This window comes from Mesorhizobium sp. YR577 (assembly GCF_900116595.1).
GTDB lineage: Bacteria > Pseudomonadota > Alphaproteobacteria > Rhizobiales > Rhizobiaceae > Mesorhizobium_M.
The window spans coordinates 151,259-169,334 of the sequence record NZ_FPBI01000006.1 but is presented as its reverse complement, the minus strand read 5'-3'; the positions used below and the strand labels follow the sequence as shown (position 1 = coordinate 169,334).

The window sequence follows — 18,076 nt, the reverse complement described above, 5'->3', positions numbered from 1 at the left end:
CTAGTTGGCGCTTGCCACCGGCGCTACCAGCGGCGTGATGCGGCGGATGGCGACGCGGCGGTTCTGACGCTCGGGCGCTTCCGTGTTCACCTTCAGATACTGCTCTCCATAGCCCTGCGTGGTCAGGTTTTCCGGCGGAATGCCGAAGACGTTGGTAAGCGCTTCGGCAACCGCCTCGGCGCGCTTGTCCGACAGCGCCAGATTGGCGAGGTCGGAGCCGACCGCGTCGGTGTGGCCCTCGATCAGGAAGGTTTCAGCCGGGTTGGCCTTGAGGATGCGCTCCATTGCCTTGGCCACGCCGTCGAGACGCGGGACTTCGCTTTCGGCGATGGAGTCCGCACCGAACTCGAAGGTGATCGTATCGAGATCGATGCGGCGCGTCTTGTCGCGGATACGGGCAGAACGCTTCACCTCGTCGACCGAGTAGAGGCGCTCGACGCGTTCCACCGGCGGCTGGTCGAGGAAGGTGTAGTAGGCATCAGGATCTTCGACCTGGTCGGAGGTCATGATGTACTCGTCCTCGGGGATATCCAGCTGCATCGGCGGCAGATCGTCGCCCGGATCGCGCCAGTCGCGGACGCGGTCGTAATTCTGCTCGTCGACATAGGTCAGCACATATTCCTGACCGTCCGGCATGACGCGCGAGCGGCGGATGACGTCGCCATACGAGTTTCGGATGGTCACGACCTGCGTGCCGTCGTCCCGCTCGATGGTTTCGCGCGTGCGGCCACGGGGAAGATCCTCGTAATAGACATCACGGGCACCATGGCGCATGCGCGGCCGTTCGTTGCTTTCCACCATGGTCTGGTTGTTGAACTGCAGGATGATGCGGTCGCCGAACTGCTTGACGATCTGCGACCCTTCCGGGCGCTCACGCTTGGCAATGTCGAACTTGCGTTCCTTGACGCGCACGCCCTTTTCTTCCCGCACCGGCTGGATGTCTTCACGCTGGAAGTCCTGCTGGGCTGCCTGGTCGTCTGCGGGCGGAGGGCCAGCGTCAACCGGCGCCGGCCGTGGCCGGGCCTGACCCTGTGTCTGCTCGCCCTGCTGCGGCTCGTCCTGCTGCGGCTGGTCCGACGAGCCCTGCGGGCGCTTGCGCGGACGCTGGCCGTCAGTTCCGGTCGCGGCCTGCGGGTTCTGCTTCTGGCTGTCGAGCACAGGGGCTGCGCTGCCGTCGTTCACGACCGGACGCTTGCCGGGTGCCGGCCTCACGCCTTCCGCCTGGGTTTCCCCCGAAGGAGCGGGCTCGCCGGGTGCGACGGGCTGCTGCGCCTCGACGGGTTCGCCGGAACCCTTCTTGTCGGGCCGCTTTGCCTGAACCGGCTTGCCGTCGGGCTGGGCCGGCTGCGGTTCAGCCGAGGGAGCGGCTGCCTCGCCCGAAGGCTGTGCTGCCTCACCGGAGGCGGGTGCTTCCGTCTTCGCCTTCTTCTTTGGCGCTTCGGCTTCCGGCTCGGCAGCCTTTTTGACCGGCGCGTTGTCGGACTGTGCCGGCTGAGGCTGTGGCTTTGCCGTCGGCTCCGCGGCCTGGGCAGGAGCTTCCTCGCTGGCCTTTTTCAGCTTCTTCGGCTTGGCCGGCTGCTCTGCCTGTGGTTCGGAGGCTGCCGGCTGCTCGGCCTGAACCGGCGCTTCCTCGGCAGCTTTCTTCTGTTTTTTCGGCCTGACCCGCTGTTCAGCCTGAGGCTCAGACGCGGGCTGTTCAGCCTGCATCGGCGCTTCTTCAGATGCGCGTTTCAGTTTCTTCGGCCGTTGTGGCTGCTCTTCCTGCATGGGTGCGGATTCGGGCTCGGCCGCCTGTTCCTGCACTTCGCGCTGCTTGCGCTGCACCTTGCGTACCGGCTCATCTCCGGAGCCCTGGTCGCCGCCCGCGGCCTCTGGCTCGGCCTGGCGCTTCTGGGCGCGCTCAGGGCGCTGCTTCTGTTCAGGCGCAGCCTGCTCGTCCGGGGCTTGTTGTTCCTGCGCCTGTTTGCGTTTCTTCGGAACGACCTGCGGTTCTTCGCCCGACTGCTGGCCTTCTCCCTGCGCGAGAATGACCGGAGCTTGCACGATTTGCGTCGATTGAGGGCGAGGGTCGATTTGGGTACCGGCATCCATCTGGAGCGCAAAAGCGCTGAATGGTGCGGACGCCATCAATATGCCAAGGGCAGTCCCCGCCAAAATCCGTGACTGGCGTTTCATCTTCGAATTCTCCTGTACAGTGTCCCGTCCCGACCCCAACATCAATCACGCGAATTTGTTCCGGTCTGGCCTGCAACTGGGCTGGGCAGCGGCAATTGCCTGTCAGCATTCGGGCGAGAACGCGGCTTTCTCGTGATTTGCGCCGGATTTGCCGGCCTGCTTGACCTTCCGGGCGAGGCGGGCCACATGCACTTTATGGAAAAGGCTTTCTGGAAAACCACGGCGCTGGAGGACATGACCTCCACCCAGTGGGAATCGCTTTGCGACGGCTGCGGCAAATGCTGCCTGTCGAAGCTCGAGGACGAGGACACCGGCGATATCTATTGGACAAATGTCGGCTGCCGTCTGTTCGACGCAAAGACCTGCCGCTGTTCGGATTATGCAAACCGGCTGGCCCGGGTCTCCGACTGTGTCGGCCTGACGCCGCAGAATGTGCGCACCATTTCCTGGCTGCCGAAAACCTGCGCCTACCGGCTCGTTGCCGAGGGGAGCGATCTCTACTGGTGGCATCCGCTGCTTTCCGGAAGCGCCGAGACCGTCCACGAAGCCGGAATTTCCATGCGCGGGCGCGTGCCGGTGCTGGAAAGCGACCTTGCGGAGCCGGAAGACTACTTCGACTACATGCTCGAGGAAGAGCCGTGAAAGGCTATGTCCTGCGCTGCATAAGCACGGATTATTTCAAGCCATATCAATGATTTATCGTATGAACCGGAAATGAATGGCCGGTTCGACATCGGTTCAGGCTCGGAGGCGCATTGTCGCCATATCGCTTCGGCAAGAGGCGAACGGTTCAGCCTACGAGGAGAAAACGATGTTGAACATTTTCAAGACCGCCGCCCTTTCGGCCTTCATCGGGCTGGGCGCGATTTCTGCAATGCCGGCTGCGGCGCATGCCGATGGCCTCTATCTCAATTTCGGCGGCGGCGATGACGGCCGGGTCGGCGTCTATGTCCGCGACGGTGAATACCGCCGTCATCATCGCGACCGCTGGGATCGTCGCGAGGAGCGCCGCGATCGCTGGGAACGCCGCGACGACCGTTGGGATCGTCCGTCCTGCTCGCCGGATCGCGCCGTAAACAAGGCCGAGCGGATGGGCCTGCACCGCGCCCGCGTCGTCGATGTCAGCCGCCGCACGATCACCGTTGGTGGCCGCAAGTGGGGCGAGCGCATGGCGATCACCTTCGGCCGCTCGCCGAATTGCCCGGTTCTGCGCTGATCGCAGTGCATGAATGAAAAAAGCACCGGAGGGTTCGACCTTCCGGTGCTTTTCTTTTGTCGAAGCGCGGCCATTCAGCGGCCGCGTTCTGAAGAGAAGGCGCCCGGTTTTTTGCAGGCGCCTTCTTTTGTGCGAGAGCCGTTACTTGATCTCGAAAGTCACGCTCACCTGCACGCGGTATGAGTTCTCACCGGCCTGGACCGGCACCGAGTCAGCCCGTTCGAACGACATCGCCTTGCCCATCGGCATCGGCGGGGGCGCAAAGTTCTGATCGGCGATCTCGATCACGCGGCCAAGCTGCACGCCGGCTGCCTCGCTCAGCACTTTGGCCTTGGCGATGGCATCCTTGACCGCCAGCTTGCGCGCCTCGGTGAGGGCGGCAGACGAATCATTGTTGGAGAAGGTGATGCCGCCGCCCTGGTTGACCCCGAGCGAGACCGACTTGTCGAGAATGTCGCCGGCCTTGTCGAGGTCACGGATGCGCACGGACAGCGTGTTGGTGACCTGATAGGCGACGAGTTCGGCGTCCTGGCTGCCATCCGGCTTGTTGGTGTAGTTGTAGCGCGGCGAAATCTGGATGCCGGAAGTCTGGAGGTCGCGTTCCTCGATACCGGCGGCCTTCATCGCTGAAATCACGGCGGCCATGGCGTCGTTGTTGGCGCTAAGCGCCTCGCGTGCCGTCTTTGCTTCGCGCATGACGCTGAGCGAAAGCAGCGCCAAATCCGGAGCGACGGCCTTTTCGCCTTCGCCGGTCACGATGATGCGCGGGGGTGCCGGCGGCATTGACTGCGCGGATGCGGCAACGGCAGGAACGGCAAGGGCAGCGGCAAGTGCCAGGGGTAGATAGGCTTTCGTCATTCAAAAATCTCCAATGTCGGTCGTCCCTAGACGAGTCGGATTATGCCGCAATTATGAGTTGATTGCGGCATCCTTGTTGAGTTTGCCGAGAAAGCCTTGTGCCAACCCGAAAAAGACACTATCCAGCCCGCGTGGGGCCTGTAGCTCAATGGTTAGAGCCGGCGGCTCATAACCGCTTGGTTGGGGGTTCGAGTCCCTCCGGGCCCACCATTATATAGAAAAATCAATACCTTAAAGGCGGGTATCCAAATAGGGTATCATTTGGTCATCCATACTGGCCCACGAGCAGTTCCAAGCTTGCTACGGTGAGTCGCTCTTAATCGGCCTCCCGGCGGTAAAGCTTGAGGTGATCCAATCATCATGAGCCAGGATGCCGGCGGAGTAGCGGTTGGGCTTTAGCGTTAGATACGTGCAACGCTGTAAATGCCGCCGCCGCCAAGGTAGCTGCCGATTTCAGGAGAACCATTTTTTCATCGCTGATTTTGCTGGCAGTTCGAACCTGTAGTGTACGAAGAGTGCGACTACCATTACAACGGAGAGAAAGACGAACGCAGTCCATGGTGACGCAAAATTGACCGGAACTTTCCACACGTAAAATATCTGATAGCGAGTAAAATTTAAGATCGGCCAATGACAGAGATAAACAGCGTAAGACAGAGCGCCAAGGCCAACTAAAACGGACCTAGTTAAGCCCTCGGCCATCGGCTTCAGCCGCTCGTACAAAGCGATAGCGAGCACCATGCAGAACATGAGCGGTACTGTCAAAAAGTCGATATTCTTCACTGTTGTGAATACCAAGATCAAACCAAACAACAGCCCGCTGGTGACGAGCGCCAAAAGACCAACGAAACGAGTAAATCCCGCGTTCTTCTGATGTTCCAAGCCATTGTAGACTTCGAAAACAACGATGCCGAGAGCAATGCCGGCGACGCCGCGGATTAGGCCAGAGTTAATGAAGCCGAGAGCCGGCTCACTAAAAGCCCCCAGGTTTCCAAAGGTGTTGAACAGAACTGCATAACAGATGATCGACGTGGCGAGAAGGAATGGCCATAGCCGCTTTCTTTGGGCTAAATGGATGATGAGTATACCCAAAAAGACGTTGACGACCATCTCGACCGAAATTGACCAAGCGGGGGCGTTCCAGGAACTGTTGGTTGTCAGTCCTACGTTTTGAAGCAGGAAAAGATTGAGCACGAAGGTATAGGCATGACCATCGCCATAAGACCATCCGTTGGATAGGAATTGCCCTCCGGATGTGACGTAAAACAGGATGTTGACGGGAACCAGTAATAACAAAGTCGCTAAATGCAGCGGATATAACCGCGCGATGCGGTCAACTAGATAGCGACGATAAAAGCCCGGCTGATCTGCCCTTCGCTCATAAGCGATGCAGAGAACAAATCCTGAAAGAATAAAGAAAAAATCAACAGCCAGATACGCTTTCTTCGGCGAGGCGAACCCGTTCAAATGCATCCAAGCGACAAGAAAAGCAAATAGAAACCGAAGAAAATCGAGAATTACAAATCTTTGAGCGGCCATCTCTCACCTTAATATATATTCTGGAATTGCTTACGGCTTGAAGGATCGAGACAGCGCGGGAAGCGCAACATCCATTGGGCTGGAATATCTCAGTTTTGTCGTGGCCTGATTACCAATCGAAGTACCGGGCAAGAACCTGGAACCAGATTCCAGCCTGGAGTTCTACACCGCGGTCGTCCATATGGGTTCCGTCAATCCGAAAAGGAATAAGATCAATGTTTGGTCCGAGGTAACTCCCTTGTAGATAAGCTAGCTCTCTTTGAGCCTGGAGCATTTCTGGTGACGATCTCCAGTTAAGAAAACTATCCTGAGCGATGAAGATCGGGGCCGTTACACCTTGGTCTCTGATTCCAGCCAATACCGTCGTCACCTTGGATTTGTAATCGGCCATATCGTCATCTAGGTTACCTTGCCCGTGCTCCCAGATAACAAAAGTCGGGAGAAGGCCTTTCTTTGTGGCGTTCTGGATTTGCTCTTTGAGAATGCGGTTGGCATCTCCCCCATCCATGAACCGTTCGACCCTGGTTCCTCCCACGGCCGCCATGTTTATTACGACGGGTTTTTGAGTTGCCCTCGTGATAAGGTTAGCTAGATCAAAAACGAACGAGCGGCGCGCATCAGAAGCGCCATAAAGAGGTTCGTTCGCTTTGTAGCAACGGGTCCCCCAATGCTCATATACGTTCCGATTAATCCGCTGCTCCCACGGCGACGATCCGTTGGCGTTTGCGACCAATGACTGACCGACTGCGAGAATGACTATAGGTTCCAATTTGGAGATATAGTCACAATCAATCTGCTGCTTATTGCTTATGTTCAGACTGTCGATGTTTCGATGTGGGTTGGAGACGATAGCATAGGGATCGATGGCAGGGGGTGAGGTGGGGGTTTGCGCTTCGGCGTTGGATATGAGTGACCCTGCAACCATTAGAGCCAGGGCGAAGCGCATCAAATCAAACAATACAAATCTAGGCATTACAGCGCGAATCCCCTCGGACCATCGCGACGGAAACCGCCGATGCTTGGTCCTGTTGCAGCTTCCGCTGATGGGATTCCCCGCCCAACCGCCAAGCCGATAACTCAATGTGGTCAAATGTAACTTTCCGTGATGGCAACGGCAAGCCCCAGTCGCCGCAGGGCAATTCCAACATAACCTTCAATCACACCTCACGGTGGGAAAGGACACGTCTTGTGCTGGCGGCTAGCACGCTGCCTTGAGACCTTGCGCACGTAGATCAACGCGCTTTCGCCCAACCGTTAAAAGATCGGCGACGGGACAATTGGCGATGCCGCGATCCCTTGCGCTCCTCGGACCACAATCCCTTGTGATGAACGCAAGGCGGGCATCGTCAGGTGATGCGGCTCAAGCAGGGACGTGCTAATACTTTACGGAAGTTGCTAAGCACGATCAGTCCCCAGCAACTCCTTCTCGCCAGCCGCGTGCGCGTTCGACCGCCCTGGTGAAGCGGCGGCGGTCTGCGTCGGAAACGGTGCTATCGGGCAGGAAAGTTCTGGTGGTGGCGCGGGCGGGGGCGCAATCGATGCCGGCCAGTTCGGCAAGGCCCAGCGCCGTGAGTTCGAACATTGCAGGCACGACGATGGTGCGCCGGCTGGCCGAGGCCAGAAACTGGGCGAAATAGGCGCTTTGCGAAATACCGCCGTCAATGGAGATGGTTTTGCCGACGCCGGCCGACCTGGCGGCTTCATCGATAAGGCCGACCGTCAGCATTGCGATGCCTTCGAGCACCGCTCGCGCCAGATCGCGTCTGCTCGTAGCGTGGTCCATCCCGATGAGAAGTGGCGCTGCCTCGCGGTCCCAATAGGGAGCAGCGAGCCCGGAGAGCGCGGGCACGAAGACGATGCCCCGGCTGAGCGCGGAAGGCCCGTCGAAGGCGTCGAGCTCGCCGACATCTGCGAAAAAGCCGGCTGACCGCGCCCATTCAAGGGCGGCTCCAGCATCGTAGACCCCACCCTCAATGGCAAAGACTGCCGGCTTGCCTTGCTCTTTCCAGGCGATCGTAGGCAGGAGGCCTTCGACCTCTGGTCGTTCATTGCCGCTGACGGCCAGCAGGAAGGCGCCTGTGCCGAAGGTGATCTTGCAGTCGCCGGGCATACGGCACCCATGGCCGTAAAGAGCGGCCTGCTGATCGACAATGGAAACCTTGACGGGTGTGCCGCCGAGCAGGCCGAAGCCACCGTCGACCGGAGCGATTTCCGGCAGGCATTCCAGCGGCACGCCGTGAAGCTCGCACATCTCGGCGCTCCAGCTTCCCTTTGCGAGATCGAGCAGGCCAGTGCGCGATGCGGTCGCGAGATCGGTTCGGAACGAGCCGCACAGGCGGTCAAGGAAGAAGGCGTCGGTCGTTCCGAGACGCAGGCGGCCCTGGGTGTGTGCCTCCGATACGGCGGGCACATTCTTCAGCAGCCATGCCATCTTGCTCGCGGAGAAATACGGATCGAGCGGCAGCCCGCAGACGGCTTTCGAGCGAGCCTCGGCTGCCGCTCCGAGGGCCTCGAGTTCCCTGGCCGTGCGCGCATCCTGCCAGACGATGACCGGATGCAGCGCCTTGCCGGTTTTGGCGTCCCAGGCCAGGCAGCTCTCGCCCTGGTTTGCAATCGCGATGGCATCGACGGGGCCGGCAGCATCGAGCACGGAGCGGATGTTTTGCAGAAGCTCTTCGGGATCGTGCTCCACCCGGCCCGGCGCGGGGTGATGTTGTGCATGGCGAATGCTTGCAGCGACCCGTGCTTTTCCACCGTCTTCGACCACCAGGCAGCGGGTTGAGGTCGTGCCTTGATCGACGGCCGCGACACGCATCAGCTTTCCTCCGTGAAACGGAAATTGACGCTTTCCGCGGTGAATGCCGTGGGCGGGATCGGCACGAGAATGCGCCGTTCGGGTAGCCAGAGACCTGTACGGCTCCACACCTTCCGTTCGTTGAGTTCGAGCGAAAGGCAGCCGCGGACACGGCGTTCGAAACGCAGCTGGAAATCGTGGAAAGCCGGGGTGGCAAGTCTATTTCGGCGCAGAAGGCCCGGAACCACCAGTTTTACGGGTCCGTCGAAGCCTACGGCCACGGGTGCTTCCCCAGCGGTGCCGCGCGCGAGATCTTCTGCGACGGCTGCTCCGACCCTGCGCCCTTCGCGGAAAGACCAGCCGGCCGTCTCCACGGCGCGCAGCACATTGCCGCCCGCAAAGTAGGCCGGGTTCTGCATCCGTCCGTCCTGATCGATGGCTGGTCCGGCGCTGCCAGGAGCGACACCCGAGAGAGAGCGCAGCAGAAGTGCCGATTCCGGCGTAAAGCATCCGGTCAGCAGGACGCCGTCACAGGCAAGCGTTTGCACCGAGCCGTTTTCGAGCCTGATCGTGGCCGCCTCGACACGGTTCTGGCCCACGATATCGATCAGCTCGGCGCCGCAATGAAACGGGATACCCGCAAGACGCGGAAACCAGGTGAAGGGTGCCCGCGCCAGCGCGTAAGGATTCGGCTCGACCATCGCTACCGGCCTTGCCCCATGCGCAAGGCAGGTGAGCAGCGCCGAGTGGGAGACGAGCTCCGACCCGACGATCAACGGGCGACGGAAAGGCATCAGGCCGTGGAAAGCCGCATAGGATTGCAGCGTTCCTGTCGTGACGACCCCGACCGGGCGATCGCCGGAGATGAAACGGGCCGAACGTGGCGTTTCCCGCGCGCCGGTGGCGATTACCACGCGCTTCGCGCTGATCGTTTCGATGCCGCGCGGGGAGGTGACAGTCAACGACCCTTGCGCTCCAAGGGAGACGACCGAATGTCCCGTCAACACTTCGACACCCGCCGCAGCGGCCGATCGTTCGAGTCGGCGGCCGTAGGCCGCGCCGAAATAGACGCGTCCGAATTCCCGCATGCCGAAGGGCGAATGGCTGCAATGCCGCGTCGCCCCGCCGAGATGCGGTTCCCGGTCGACAATGGTGACATGCTTCACACCACGCCGGCGCAATTCGACGGCTGCGGCAACGCCTGCCGGCCCGCCGCCGACAATGATCACGTCCGCGACGGTGTTCATTGTTTGCCCTGCTCCCCAGCGGCGAGGGAGGTTGCAAGCTGTCCTTTCGTCATGGCAGCAAGGCGCGCGTTGCAGTAAAAACCCTGGCAATGGCCCATCCCGGCACGTGTACGCCGCCGCAAGCCGCCGAAATCGCCGGGTGGAACCGGGCTCGACATCGCTGCTTCGATCTCGCGCCTGGTGACGAGTTCGCAGTGACAGATGATTTCGCCATGGTCTGGACGCTGCCAGTCGCGCTCCATGGTTTCCGTAAGGTTGGGTACGGATACATCCGGGACCAAAGCGGGCGCATCGAATTTTTCAGCGAAGGCTGCGTGGAGTTTCATCGCGTGCTGGGCAAGGCCGAGTGCTGCGCTCAGGCCGGTGGAGCGGATGCCGCCCAGTGTGATGGCGCGTTTTTCGGGCCGGGCAAAAATGCGATAAGCCTTCTCCTCCGTTGCCGGCCGCAGACCGGCATAGACGGCCGTCACGGGAATACCGGCAAGTGCTGGTACGATTTCGGCGCCTCGCTGCAGCAGGGTCTGCAAGGTTCCGCTTTCTACGGTCGCACGAACACGGTCCTGCTGTTCCTCCGCCGTAGGGCCGATCAGCACGTTGCCGAATGCCGTCGGGCAGACAACGATGCCTTTCGTGGTTGCGGTGGGAACGGGCAGCACGATGCGTGGGACATGACGGCAGGCAGCCTTGTCGAGTACAACGAACTGCCCTTTGCGGGGTTTGATCCGGAATTCGGCCGCAAAGCCAAGTCGCTGATCCACCACGTCCCCGTAAAGTCCGGCGGCGTTCACGACCGCCGAGGCATGGACATCACCATTCGTTGTTTCGAGCGTCCAGCCGCCATCGAATGTACCGTTGAGAAGTTCCGTTCCCCGAAGAAAACGCGCACCCATGGCCACAGCCTGGGTAAGATAGGCGAGGGGGGCGGACCATGGGTCGATGATGTGCTCCCCCTCAACCTCCAGCGCGGCGACGAGCCGGCCGGCTAGTCCCGGCATTGTCTCGCGCGCCGAGGATGCGGAAAGCAATCTCAGTTCAGACACGCCGTTCGCCCGGCCTTGCTTCTCGATGTCTTCAAGCTTTTCCGCGTCCTCACCGCTCCAGGCGCAGACGAGGGCACCGGTTTTCATCAGTGCAAGGTTCAGGCTTTCGCGTATCTCAAGATATTCCTCGCGGCCCGCCCGGATGAGCTCGAGTTCAAGACTGTCCGGCGGCGCATCGAAACCGGTGTGAAGAATGGCGCTGTTGGCCTTGGATGCGCCGGACAGTATGTCTGCGCCTTTTTCGATCAGCACCACTTTTGCCCCGGCGAGCGCGAAGCGCCGCGCGACAGCACAACCGACAACGCCCGCGCCGATGATGGCGACGTCGTACGATTCCGGGTGAGGGGTTTGGAGCATCGACGGCTCCCTTTCATGCGTCATGTCTGGAGGCCGGAGCGGCGTGGCAGGGCAGATCGCCCAAATGGGAGGGCGATGCGCTGGCACCCGCGACCACCGGCTCCGCCCCTGCGAGGGCGGAGCGTTCTAGGTTCTACGATGCGACGATCAGCGGTACGGGTACCCGGCCTTCTGCATTGTCTCGCTGTACTTCTTGAAAGCCGCGACGACCTTGCCGGCGCGCGGGCTGGATGAGGCGGTCTCGTCCCAGAAGCTTTCCGCGTCCTTGACCACCTGGTTCCATTCGTCGGCAGGCAGCGAGGTCAGTTCCAGCTTTTCGCCCTCGACGCGCAGTTTCGCCTCGCCGCCCCAGTACCAGACATCGCGGTAATAGTGCGACTGGTCGATGGTGATGCGGAAGAGTTCCTGCAGATGCGGCGGCACCTTTTCCCAGCTCGCCGTGTTGGCGAAGTAGCTGCCGAACCACGCGCCGGTGAGGGAGTTGGTGAGCGCGTACTTGCAGACATCGGCCCAACCCACCTCGTAGGCTTCGGTAAAGCCGCACCACGCGACACCGTCGAGCTCGCCTGTCTGCAGCGACACTTCGACATTGTCCCACGGAATGGTGACCGGCACGAGGCCGTAACGCGAGAGGAACTTGCCGGCGGTCGGCACCCCGAACACGCGCAGGCCCTGCATGTCGGCCAGGCTGCGGATAGGCTTGTCCACGGTAAAGATCTGCAGCGGATCCCAGGCGCCGGCGGAAAGCCAGGTGACGTTGGGAACTTCCGCGTAGGCTTCTTCCCAGATCTCTTTCAGGCCGTAGTAGCGGAACAGTGCCGGCACATCGAGACTGTAGCGCGTGGCGAAGGGGAAGTAGCCGCCGAACACGGCGATATCGACCGGCGAGGCCATCGTGGCCTCGTCCGATTGCACGGCGTCGATCGTCCCGCTCTGAAGGGCGCGGAAGAGGTCGGACGTGGGAACAAGCTGATCGGCGTAGTAGAGTTCGATTTCCATCTCGCCATTCGCCGCCTTGTTGAAGGCATCGATTTGCGGCTTGATGACATGCGCCCCGAGTGGCGCTCCCGAATAGGTTTGGAGCCGCCACTTGATCGGGCCGCTCTGGGCGTTGACATAAGGCGCAGCGAGCGTCGAGCCCGCCACTGCAGCGCCCACGCCCAGGCCTGCGTTGGTCAGGAAATGACGGCGCGTGGAAAGTATCTTCTGGGAAGCACTTTGTTTTTTCGTTTCTTCGGTCACTTTGTTCTCCTCTGGTTTTTTAAGGACACTCCTGGCCGACTTGGCGATCAGCCTTTCACTCTCATTTGTTCCGGAAGCCATAGCGCGAGCCCGGGGAAGATCATCACCAGTGCGATGGTGAGCATCATGATCAGGGCGAAGGGCCAGATGGACTTGTAGATGTCGATCAGCGTGATTTCCTTCGGCGCCAGCGAGCGCATGAGGAACAAATTGTAGCCGAAGGGCGGGGTGATGTAGGCGATCTGGCAGGTGATCGTGTAGAGCACGCCGAACCAGATCAGCTGGTTATCGAAGCCGAGGTCGAGCAGCTTTACCAGCGGGATATAGAGGGGTGCCACGATGACCAGCATCGCTGTGTCGTCGAGGAACATTCCCATGATGATGAAGCTGACCTGCATCATGATGATGATGGTCCAGGGATTGAGGTCCCACTGGTGAATGAAGACGCTCTCGATCGCCTTCACCGCGCCCAGGCCGTCGAACACCGCGCCGAAGGCGAGGGCGGCGAGGATGAGCCACAGGAACATGCAGGAGACGGCGAGGGTCTTCATAGACGTCTCGCGCACCAGCCTCCAGGTGAACCGACCCTTGAGAATGGCTGCCAGCGTGGCCGCCGACGCGCCGACCGCGGAGCTTTCGACCAGGCTGGTGTAGCCGAACACGAACAGCCCGGTCATGAAGAAGAAGATGGCAAAGGGCACGATGCCCGCCCGCGCCAGCTTGAGCTTCTCGCCAAGCGGCATGTTCAGCTCTTCGTCGGCGACAGTCGGGGCAAGCTTCGGGTTGAGCCTGGCGCGGATGACGACATAGAGGACGAAAAGTCCGGCCATGAGCAGGCCCGGGATAAGCCCGGCGAACCACAGCTTCGACACCGGCTGACGGGCGATCATGCCGTAAAGCACCATCACGACTGATGGCGGAATCAGGATGCCGAGGGACGACCCACCCTGTATGACGCCGGAAATCAGCACCTTGTCGTAGCCGCGCCGCAACATCTCCGGCAGCGCGATCGTGGCGCCGATTGCCATGCCGGCGACCGAGAGCCCGTTCATCGCCGAGATGATCACCATCAGGAAGATCGTGCCGATCGCCAGCCCGCCGCGCAAGCGCCCGAACCAGACGTGCAGCATCTTGTAGAGGTCTTCGGCGATGCCGGACTCCGACAGGATGTAGCCCATGTAGATGAACATGGGCAGCGTCAGCATCGCGTACCAGTTGAACAGCTTGAACACCTGGTTGAACGGCAGGTCGGCAGCACCTGGACCATAAAGCAGCAACGCCGCGCCGGCTGCCACGAAACCGATGGCGGCAAAAACACGTTGCCCGGATACGAGCAGGATCACCATCGAAGCGAACATGAGAAGTGCGATCATCTCGTAGCTCATCGCAGGTCCTCTCCGCGCAGAGTGGCGATGTGCTTGAAGACAAGCGATACCGCCTGCATCAGCATCAGCACGAGACAGACCACCATCAGCGACTTGATGGGAATCACCGAAGGATTCCAGATCGAGAAGCGCCGTTCATTGGTGGTTAGCGCGTATTGCAGGCTGGACATGGAGCCCGCGAGCAACACGCCGAGATAGAAGATCATGCAGCCGATGGTGGCGAGATCGACCTTGGCCTTGCCGCGTTCGGAGAGCCCCGAATACCAGAGGTCCATGCGGACGTGATCGTTGTTCTTGAGCGTGATCGGGCCGCCCATGAAATAATAGGCAGCAAGGGTGAACTGCGTGAGTTCTACCGCCCAGTGAACGGGCATCTTGAGGAGATTGCGGGTGATTGCATCGAAGATCAGCGTACCGCCCATGAAAAAGATGAGCGACGCGGCGAGGTAGCCGACATAATCGGATATCCGATCCGTCCAGCGGACATAACCGGCAATCAGCGGATGCAATGGCGTTCTCCCATCGGCTGTTTCATGTTCTTTGGTTTCATGTCCACTCCGTTCCCCACTTTGCGAACGCTGCCCCGTCGGCTTTTGCCAATGTCCCCATCGGCGAAAGCCGGCTTTCATCTGGGCGCAAAAAATCGTCCGGAGTCGGCAAGGCCCGAGTCCGCTCAATTCGCCCGTTGGATTGCCGACAAACGTGCAGCCGCACTTCGGTGCGATGCAGTATCCCGCCGGCTAAGCGCCGCTACGGCAATACGAAGCGTTTCTGAAAAGCAGTCATTGTTGTTCCCCTTGTATCGCCCTCAACGACAGATGCGCGCGAGTTTGCCCCTTTCTCGCATCTGCGAGCACTCTAACCGGTTTTTGAGGGAAGTGAAGACCAAACTTTCAAAAATATGACCGAATGATCGCAATTAACCGCCAGTATTGACCGAACAGTCACATTGTGACGGAGATATTGACCGAACGGTCTCTTCGCTATATCGGTGTTTGTGTGGCAGATTGCGGCTTCGCCTCGATTCGCGCTGACAGAAGGCACCAAAATGCAGCCATCCGAACGCCAGGATCAAATCGTCGCGATGCTTGGCCGCGCAGCTGAAATGACAGTGGACGAACTGGCGGAAGCCCTGGCGGTTTCGCGGGAGACGATCCGCCGGGACCTCACCCGTCTCGACGCGCGGGGTAAGGTCCGAAAATTTCACGGCGGCGCGCGTGTGATGACCATATCCACGTCGGCCATGGAAATGGAGGGGCCATACGCGCTGCGGCTGGCACAGAACGCCGAAGCCAAGAGAAAGATCGCTCAGGCAGCAGCCCGTCTCTTCCAGGCGGAAGACTCGCTCTTCATCGATACGGGCAGCACCACGGTTGCGATGGCCGAGGCGCTGGTGGGCCTTGAGGCACTCGTCATCATCACAAATTCACCGCGGATCGCGGCGACGGTGGCAAGCAATCCCAGTCACAAGGTCTTTCTGATCGGCGGCGCCTACGGCTCGGATGCCGGCGAGAGCCTCGGCCCTCTCGCCCTTGAGCAGATCGGCAAGTTCCGTGTCCGCCATGCCGTCATCACGATCGGCGCGATCGACGCAAACTGCGTCATGGATTTCGACCTTCAGGAGGCCGAAGTGGCAAAAGCCATGATCGAGCGGGCTGACCGCGTGACGGTGCTTGCCGACCACAGCAAGTTCGACCGCCGCGCAGTCTTCGAGGTCGTGCCGCTTGCCCGCATAGACACCCTCGTGACCGATGTGCCGCCTGGCGAGACGATACAGGCCGCGCTTTCCGCTGCCGGCATTGATGTGATCGTTTCTGGGTGAGGGCAATTCAGGCGATTTGGCACCATGCCGAACTGCCGTCGTTCGATAGGCCTCAACGCGACGCCGCCGTTGGCTCGCTGCCGATAGAAATGGCATGAATTGAGTATCCCTGCCACCGGGATCCAGGCCGTGATCTAGTTCGTCTTCAACTGGCCAATGCGGTTTTCAGCGATCCAGCGCGCGGCGAGCACCAGCGCACCCATGCTGAAATCCTTGCCGTGCTTGGCGACCATCTCTTCCGATAGTTCGGCGAGCCTTTCGAAGAAGGCGTCCTTGCTCTTCTCCTCGGCGGTAAGTTCGGTCGTCTGCATTTCATCCTCCTGTTTCATGGGGCCTGCTTGCGCTATTTGAACATCTGGGCTGGAAAGGTGACGACGGCGGCGGTGCCGTCGACTGTGCCCATCGCCAAATGATGCCCGTCGCCAGACCAGGCAAGTGCGGTCACCGCGCTGCCTAATGGCCTGACGAGAAGTTCGTCGCGCGCGCCGATCTGGGCGATGGTGATCTTGCCGTTGGCATAACCTGCGGCGACGAGCTTCTTCTCAGGATGCGCCGCTATCGTTTCGACCAGTACGAGCCCGGCGCGACCTGACTCCAGCGCGCCCGAAGTTTCTCCATCAAAGGGCGGCGCGACCATCGACCACCCGGCAATGCGGAACGCGCCCGACGCAAACAGGGCAGTTGCCGGTGAACTCCAGCACACCCTGCTCACAGGCGACGGAAATCCTGCGACGATGCCATGGCGGCTGTCAGCCATGCTGACCAAAGCAAAGCCCGCTTTTTCGAGCCCGCAGGCCAGCCACGAGCCGTCGCTGTTCCAGCGGATCGAAACCGGGGGCGCTGAAAGGGAGATGTGGCGCATCGGAGCAGCGTCGCCTTCGACGGACCAGATCGACAGCCCGTTACCCAGGCCGAAGGCCAGATGCTGCCCCTCGGAGGAAAAGGAGAGCGCACCGGCGGGCGATGCCTCGCCGTGTTCCAGTTTCACCGCATCGTTGTGACCGCGCGACAGGTAGATATCGCGCCCATTGCTGACGGCTGTCATATCTGCGCGGGCGCTGTGGTCGATGGCCACGATCGAACCGTCGATCTTGAACAGGGTCTCCGCGATTTCGCCGCCAACCGTCAGATGCTGCACTTCGCCCGCAGCCGTGCCGATCAGAAATCCTGAGTGCAGGTAGGTGGTGAGCGGCACATCGCCGTCGGCCAGGGCCGCAGTGGCAATCAACGGCACTGTCGGCTTTTCGCGCGGGCGAATGGTCGTCTGACCGAGATCGCTGCTCACCCTGATCCGCGATTCCGGCGGTTCCTGGTCCGCCACTGATGCGATGGCGACGGTTCCGTCCACGGATGCGAAGGCAACAGCCGAGCCATCAGCGCTGAAGCACAGATCAGAGACAGCCGATGGACGCCGCCAGCTTCGGGCCAGCAGATCGAACAAGGTCAGATTTTGCATCGCCTGCTGGTTCATGGTCATTCCCTTTGTCAGTCTGTAACCGTCGCCGCGAGCCTGCGATCCACGTCCTCGACGTCGCTCTCGGCAGCGACGATGCGTTCCTCGCACGCCGCACATTCGTGAATGATCGCCTCGGCGCTCTCCTGTGCCTCAGGCAAATCCCGCACCAGTTGCTCGCTGGTACCGTTCCTGCCGATTTCGAGTTTCAGGCGCAGCACGTCCATATCGATACCGGCGCGCTTCTGGTTGAGCCGCAGGGCCTCGGCGGTGAGTGCGGAGACATTGGCGACGAGAGCCAGCCGACGGACCAGCAGCGCTTCACGCGCGGCGGCTTGATCCTTCATCGAGACCTCCTCTTACTTCTTCTCAGGCACCGGCCCGGCCGGCTTTTCGAAAGGCGTCAGCAGGCCGGGCAAGCCGTCAGCCTGCGACTGGAACTGCTTTTCTGCCGTTTCGATGTGGCTCTTGAGCTGGTCCCAAATGTCGACGCGGATCATCGATGTGGTGTCGCCGGTGAGCCGCTCGATTTCGTCGACGCGGAACTGGCGCGACAGAGAAACGCCGGAAAAGACGAAGTCGCGCAGCAGGATCGCATGGCTCTCGATGAACAGATGGATCATCGGATGCGTTTCCGTGGTGACGCCGCCGGCTGCAAGCTCGGCCCGGATGAAGTCCTGAAAGTGGCTTTGAAGACGATACTGGCTCTCGCCCATGAAACGCATGACAAAAACCAGGTCGCGCGGCATCAGTCTGACAAGATCGCCGGTGACGCCGTCGGCCTGATCCGACATGGGCGAGGGCGGCCCTCGGCTGTCCTTATCGTTCGGCATGATTTCTCTTTCTTGCGCAGCGATGGCCTCAGGGCTTCGCCTTCAAATAGTAGAGAAATATGATGAATTGAATAGATGATGTAAAATTTCAATTATATTGCACATGCTAAGCAAT

The 18,076-nt window shown here is 60.5% G+C and carries 17 protein-coding genes and 1 tRNA gene; 4 read left to right on the top strand and 14 right to left on the bottom strand.

The window, feature by feature from the left end; translation table 11 throughout:
• Positions 1 to 2,175, bottom strand: coding sequence for an OmpA family protein (locus BM413_RS10720; protein WP_091913133.1), 2,175 nt, complete (start codon positions 2,173 to 2,175; stop codon positions 1 to 3).
• Positions 2,176 to 2,370: 195 nt separating this feature from the next.
• On the opposite strand from BM413_RS10720, the gene BM413_RS10715 reads away from it, so the two are divergent.
• Positions 2,371 to 2,817: a YcgN family cysteine cluster protein gene (locus BM413_RS10715; protein ID WP_091913390.1), complete on the top strand. Its 447-nt coding sequence runs from the start codon at positions 2,371 to 2,373 to the stop codon at positions 2,815 to 2,817.
• 169 nt (positions 2,818 to 2,986) lie between these two features.
• A complete protein-coding gene (locus tag BM413_RS10710) occupies positions 2,987 to 3,391 on the top strand; it encodes a hypothetical protein (protein WP_091913388.1) in 405 nt (134 codons plus the stop codon).
• Positions 3,392 to 3,532: 141 nt separating this feature from the next.
• Here BM413_RS10710 and BM413_RS10705 read toward each other — a convergent pair whose 3' ends face one another.
• Positions 3,533 to 4,249 carry an SIMPL domain-containing protein gene (locus tag BM413_RS10705; protein WP_091913131.1) on the bottom strand — a complete coding sequence of 239 codons (717 nt, stop codon included), beginning with the start codon at positions 4,247 to 4,249 and terminating at the stop codon, positions 3,533 to 3,535.
• A 134-nt stretch (positions 4,250 to 4,383) separates the two neighbouring features.
• Between BM413_RS10705 and BM413_RS10700 the strand changes: the two genes are divergently transcribed.
• Positions 4,384 to 4,459 (top strand) — tRNA-Ile (locus BM413_RS10700).
• A 243-nt stretch (positions 4,460 to 4,702) separates the two neighbouring features.
• Here the strand turns inward: BM413_RS10700 and BM413_RS10695 are convergent.
• From BM413_RS10695 to BM413_RS10660, 8 genes are all read right to left on the bottom strand, one after another.
• Positions 4,703 to 5,788, bottom strand: a complete 1,086-nt coding sequence (locus BM413_RS10695) for an acyltransferase family protein (RefSeq protein ID WP_091913129.1) — start codon at positions 5,786 to 5,788, stop codon at positions 4,703 to 4,705.
• A 109-nt stretch (positions 5,789 to 5,897) separates the two neighbouring features.
• Positions 5,898 to 6,761 carry a sialate O-acetylesterase family protein gene (locus tag BM413_RS10690; RefSeq protein ID WP_091913127.1) on the bottom strand — a complete coding sequence of 288 codons (864 nt, stop codon included), beginning with the start codon at positions 6,759 to 6,761 and terminating at the stop codon, positions 5,898 to 5,900.
• 432 nt (positions 6,762 to 7,193) lie between these two features.
• Complete coding sequence (locus BM413_RS10685) at positions 7,194 to 8,603, bottom strand: FGGY family carbohydrate kinase (RefSeq protein WP_091913125.1); 1,410 nt, start codon at positions 8,601 to 8,603, stop codon at positions 7,194 to 7,196.
• On the bottom strand, positions 8,603 to 9,829 hold the full coding sequence (locus BM413_RS10680) for an NAD(P)/FAD-dependent oxidoreductase (RefSeq protein ID WP_091913123.1): 1,227 nt from the start codon (positions 9,827 to 9,829) through the stop codon (positions 8,603 to 8,605). Before BM413_RS10680 ends, BM413_RS10685 begins: the two co-directional genes overlap by 1 nt.
• Positions 9,826 to 11,226 (bottom strand): NAD(P)/FAD-dependent oxidoreductase, encoded by a 1,401-nt coding sequence (locus tag BM413_RS10675; protein WP_091913121.1) that lies wholly within the window; start codon positions 11,224 to 11,226, stop codon positions 9,826 to 9,828. The genes BM413_RS10680 and BM413_RS10675 overlap by 4 nt, the downstream gene beginning before the upstream one ends.
• Positions 11,227 to 11,373: 147 nt before the next feature.
• Complete coding sequence (locus BM413_RS10670; RefSeq protein ID WP_119816183.1) at positions 11,374 to 12,468, bottom strand: twin-arginine translocation signal domain-containing protein; 1,095 nt, start codon at positions 12,466 to 12,468, stop codon at positions 11,374 to 11,376.
• Positions 12,469 to 12,515: 47 nt separating this feature from the next.
• A complete protein-coding gene (locus BM413_RS10665; protein ID WP_091913117.1) occupies positions 12,516 to 13,853 on the bottom strand; it encodes a TRAP transporter large permease in 1,338 nt (445 codons plus the stop codon).
• Positions 13,850 to 14,362, bottom strand: a complete 513-nt coding sequence (locus BM413_RS10660) for a TRAP transporter small permease subunit (protein ID WP_244537833.1) — start codon at positions 14,360 to 14,362, stop codon at positions 13,850 to 13,852. The genes BM413_RS10665 and BM413_RS10660 overlap by 4 nt, the downstream gene beginning before the upstream one ends.
• Positions 14,363 to 14,901: 539 nt before the next feature.
• On the opposite strand from BM413_RS10660, the gene BM413_RS10655 reads away from it, so the two are divergent.
• Positions 14,902 to 15,675, top strand: a complete 774-nt coding sequence (locus BM413_RS10655; RefSeq protein ID WP_091913386.1) for a DeoR/GlpR family DNA-binding transcription regulator — start codon at positions 14,902 to 14,904, stop codon at positions 15,673 to 15,675.
• 134 nt (positions 15,676 to 15,809) lie between these two features.
• On the opposite strand, the gene BM413_RS33090 is transcribed toward BM413_RS10655, so the two are convergent.
• The 4 genes from BM413_RS33090 to BM413_RS10640 are packed head-to-tail and all read right to left on the bottom strand — an operon-like array spanning position 15,810 to position 17,961.
• The gene (locus tag BM413_RS33090) at positions 15,810 to 15,986 is read right to left on the bottom strand and encodes a hypothetical protein (RefSeq protein ID WP_175544302.1); all 177 of its coding nucleotides are present in this window, start codon (positions 15,984 to 15,986) and stop codon (positions 15,810 to 15,812) included.
• Between the two features lie 32 nt (positions 15,987 to 16,018).
• The gene (locus BM413_RS10650) at positions 16,019 to 17,146 is read right to left on the bottom strand and encodes a WD40 repeat domain-containing protein (protein ID WP_091913113.1); all 1,128 of its coding nucleotides are present in this window, start codon (positions 17,144 to 17,146) and stop codon (positions 16,019 to 16,021) included.
• A gap of 14 nt (positions 17,147 to 17,160) precedes the next feature.
• Entirely contained in the window at positions 17,161 to 17,475 is a 315-nt protein-coding gene (locus tag BM413_RS10645) for a hypothetical protein (protein ID WP_091913111.1), read from the bottom strand.
• A gap of 12 nt (positions 17,476 to 17,487) precedes the next feature.
• Complete coding sequence (locus tag BM413_RS10640) at positions 17,488 to 17,961, bottom strand: hypothetical protein (protein ID WP_091913109.1); 474 nt, start codon at positions 17,959 to 17,961, stop codon at positions 17,488 to 17,490.
• Between the last annotated feature and the right edge of the window lie 115 nt (positions 17,962 to 18,076).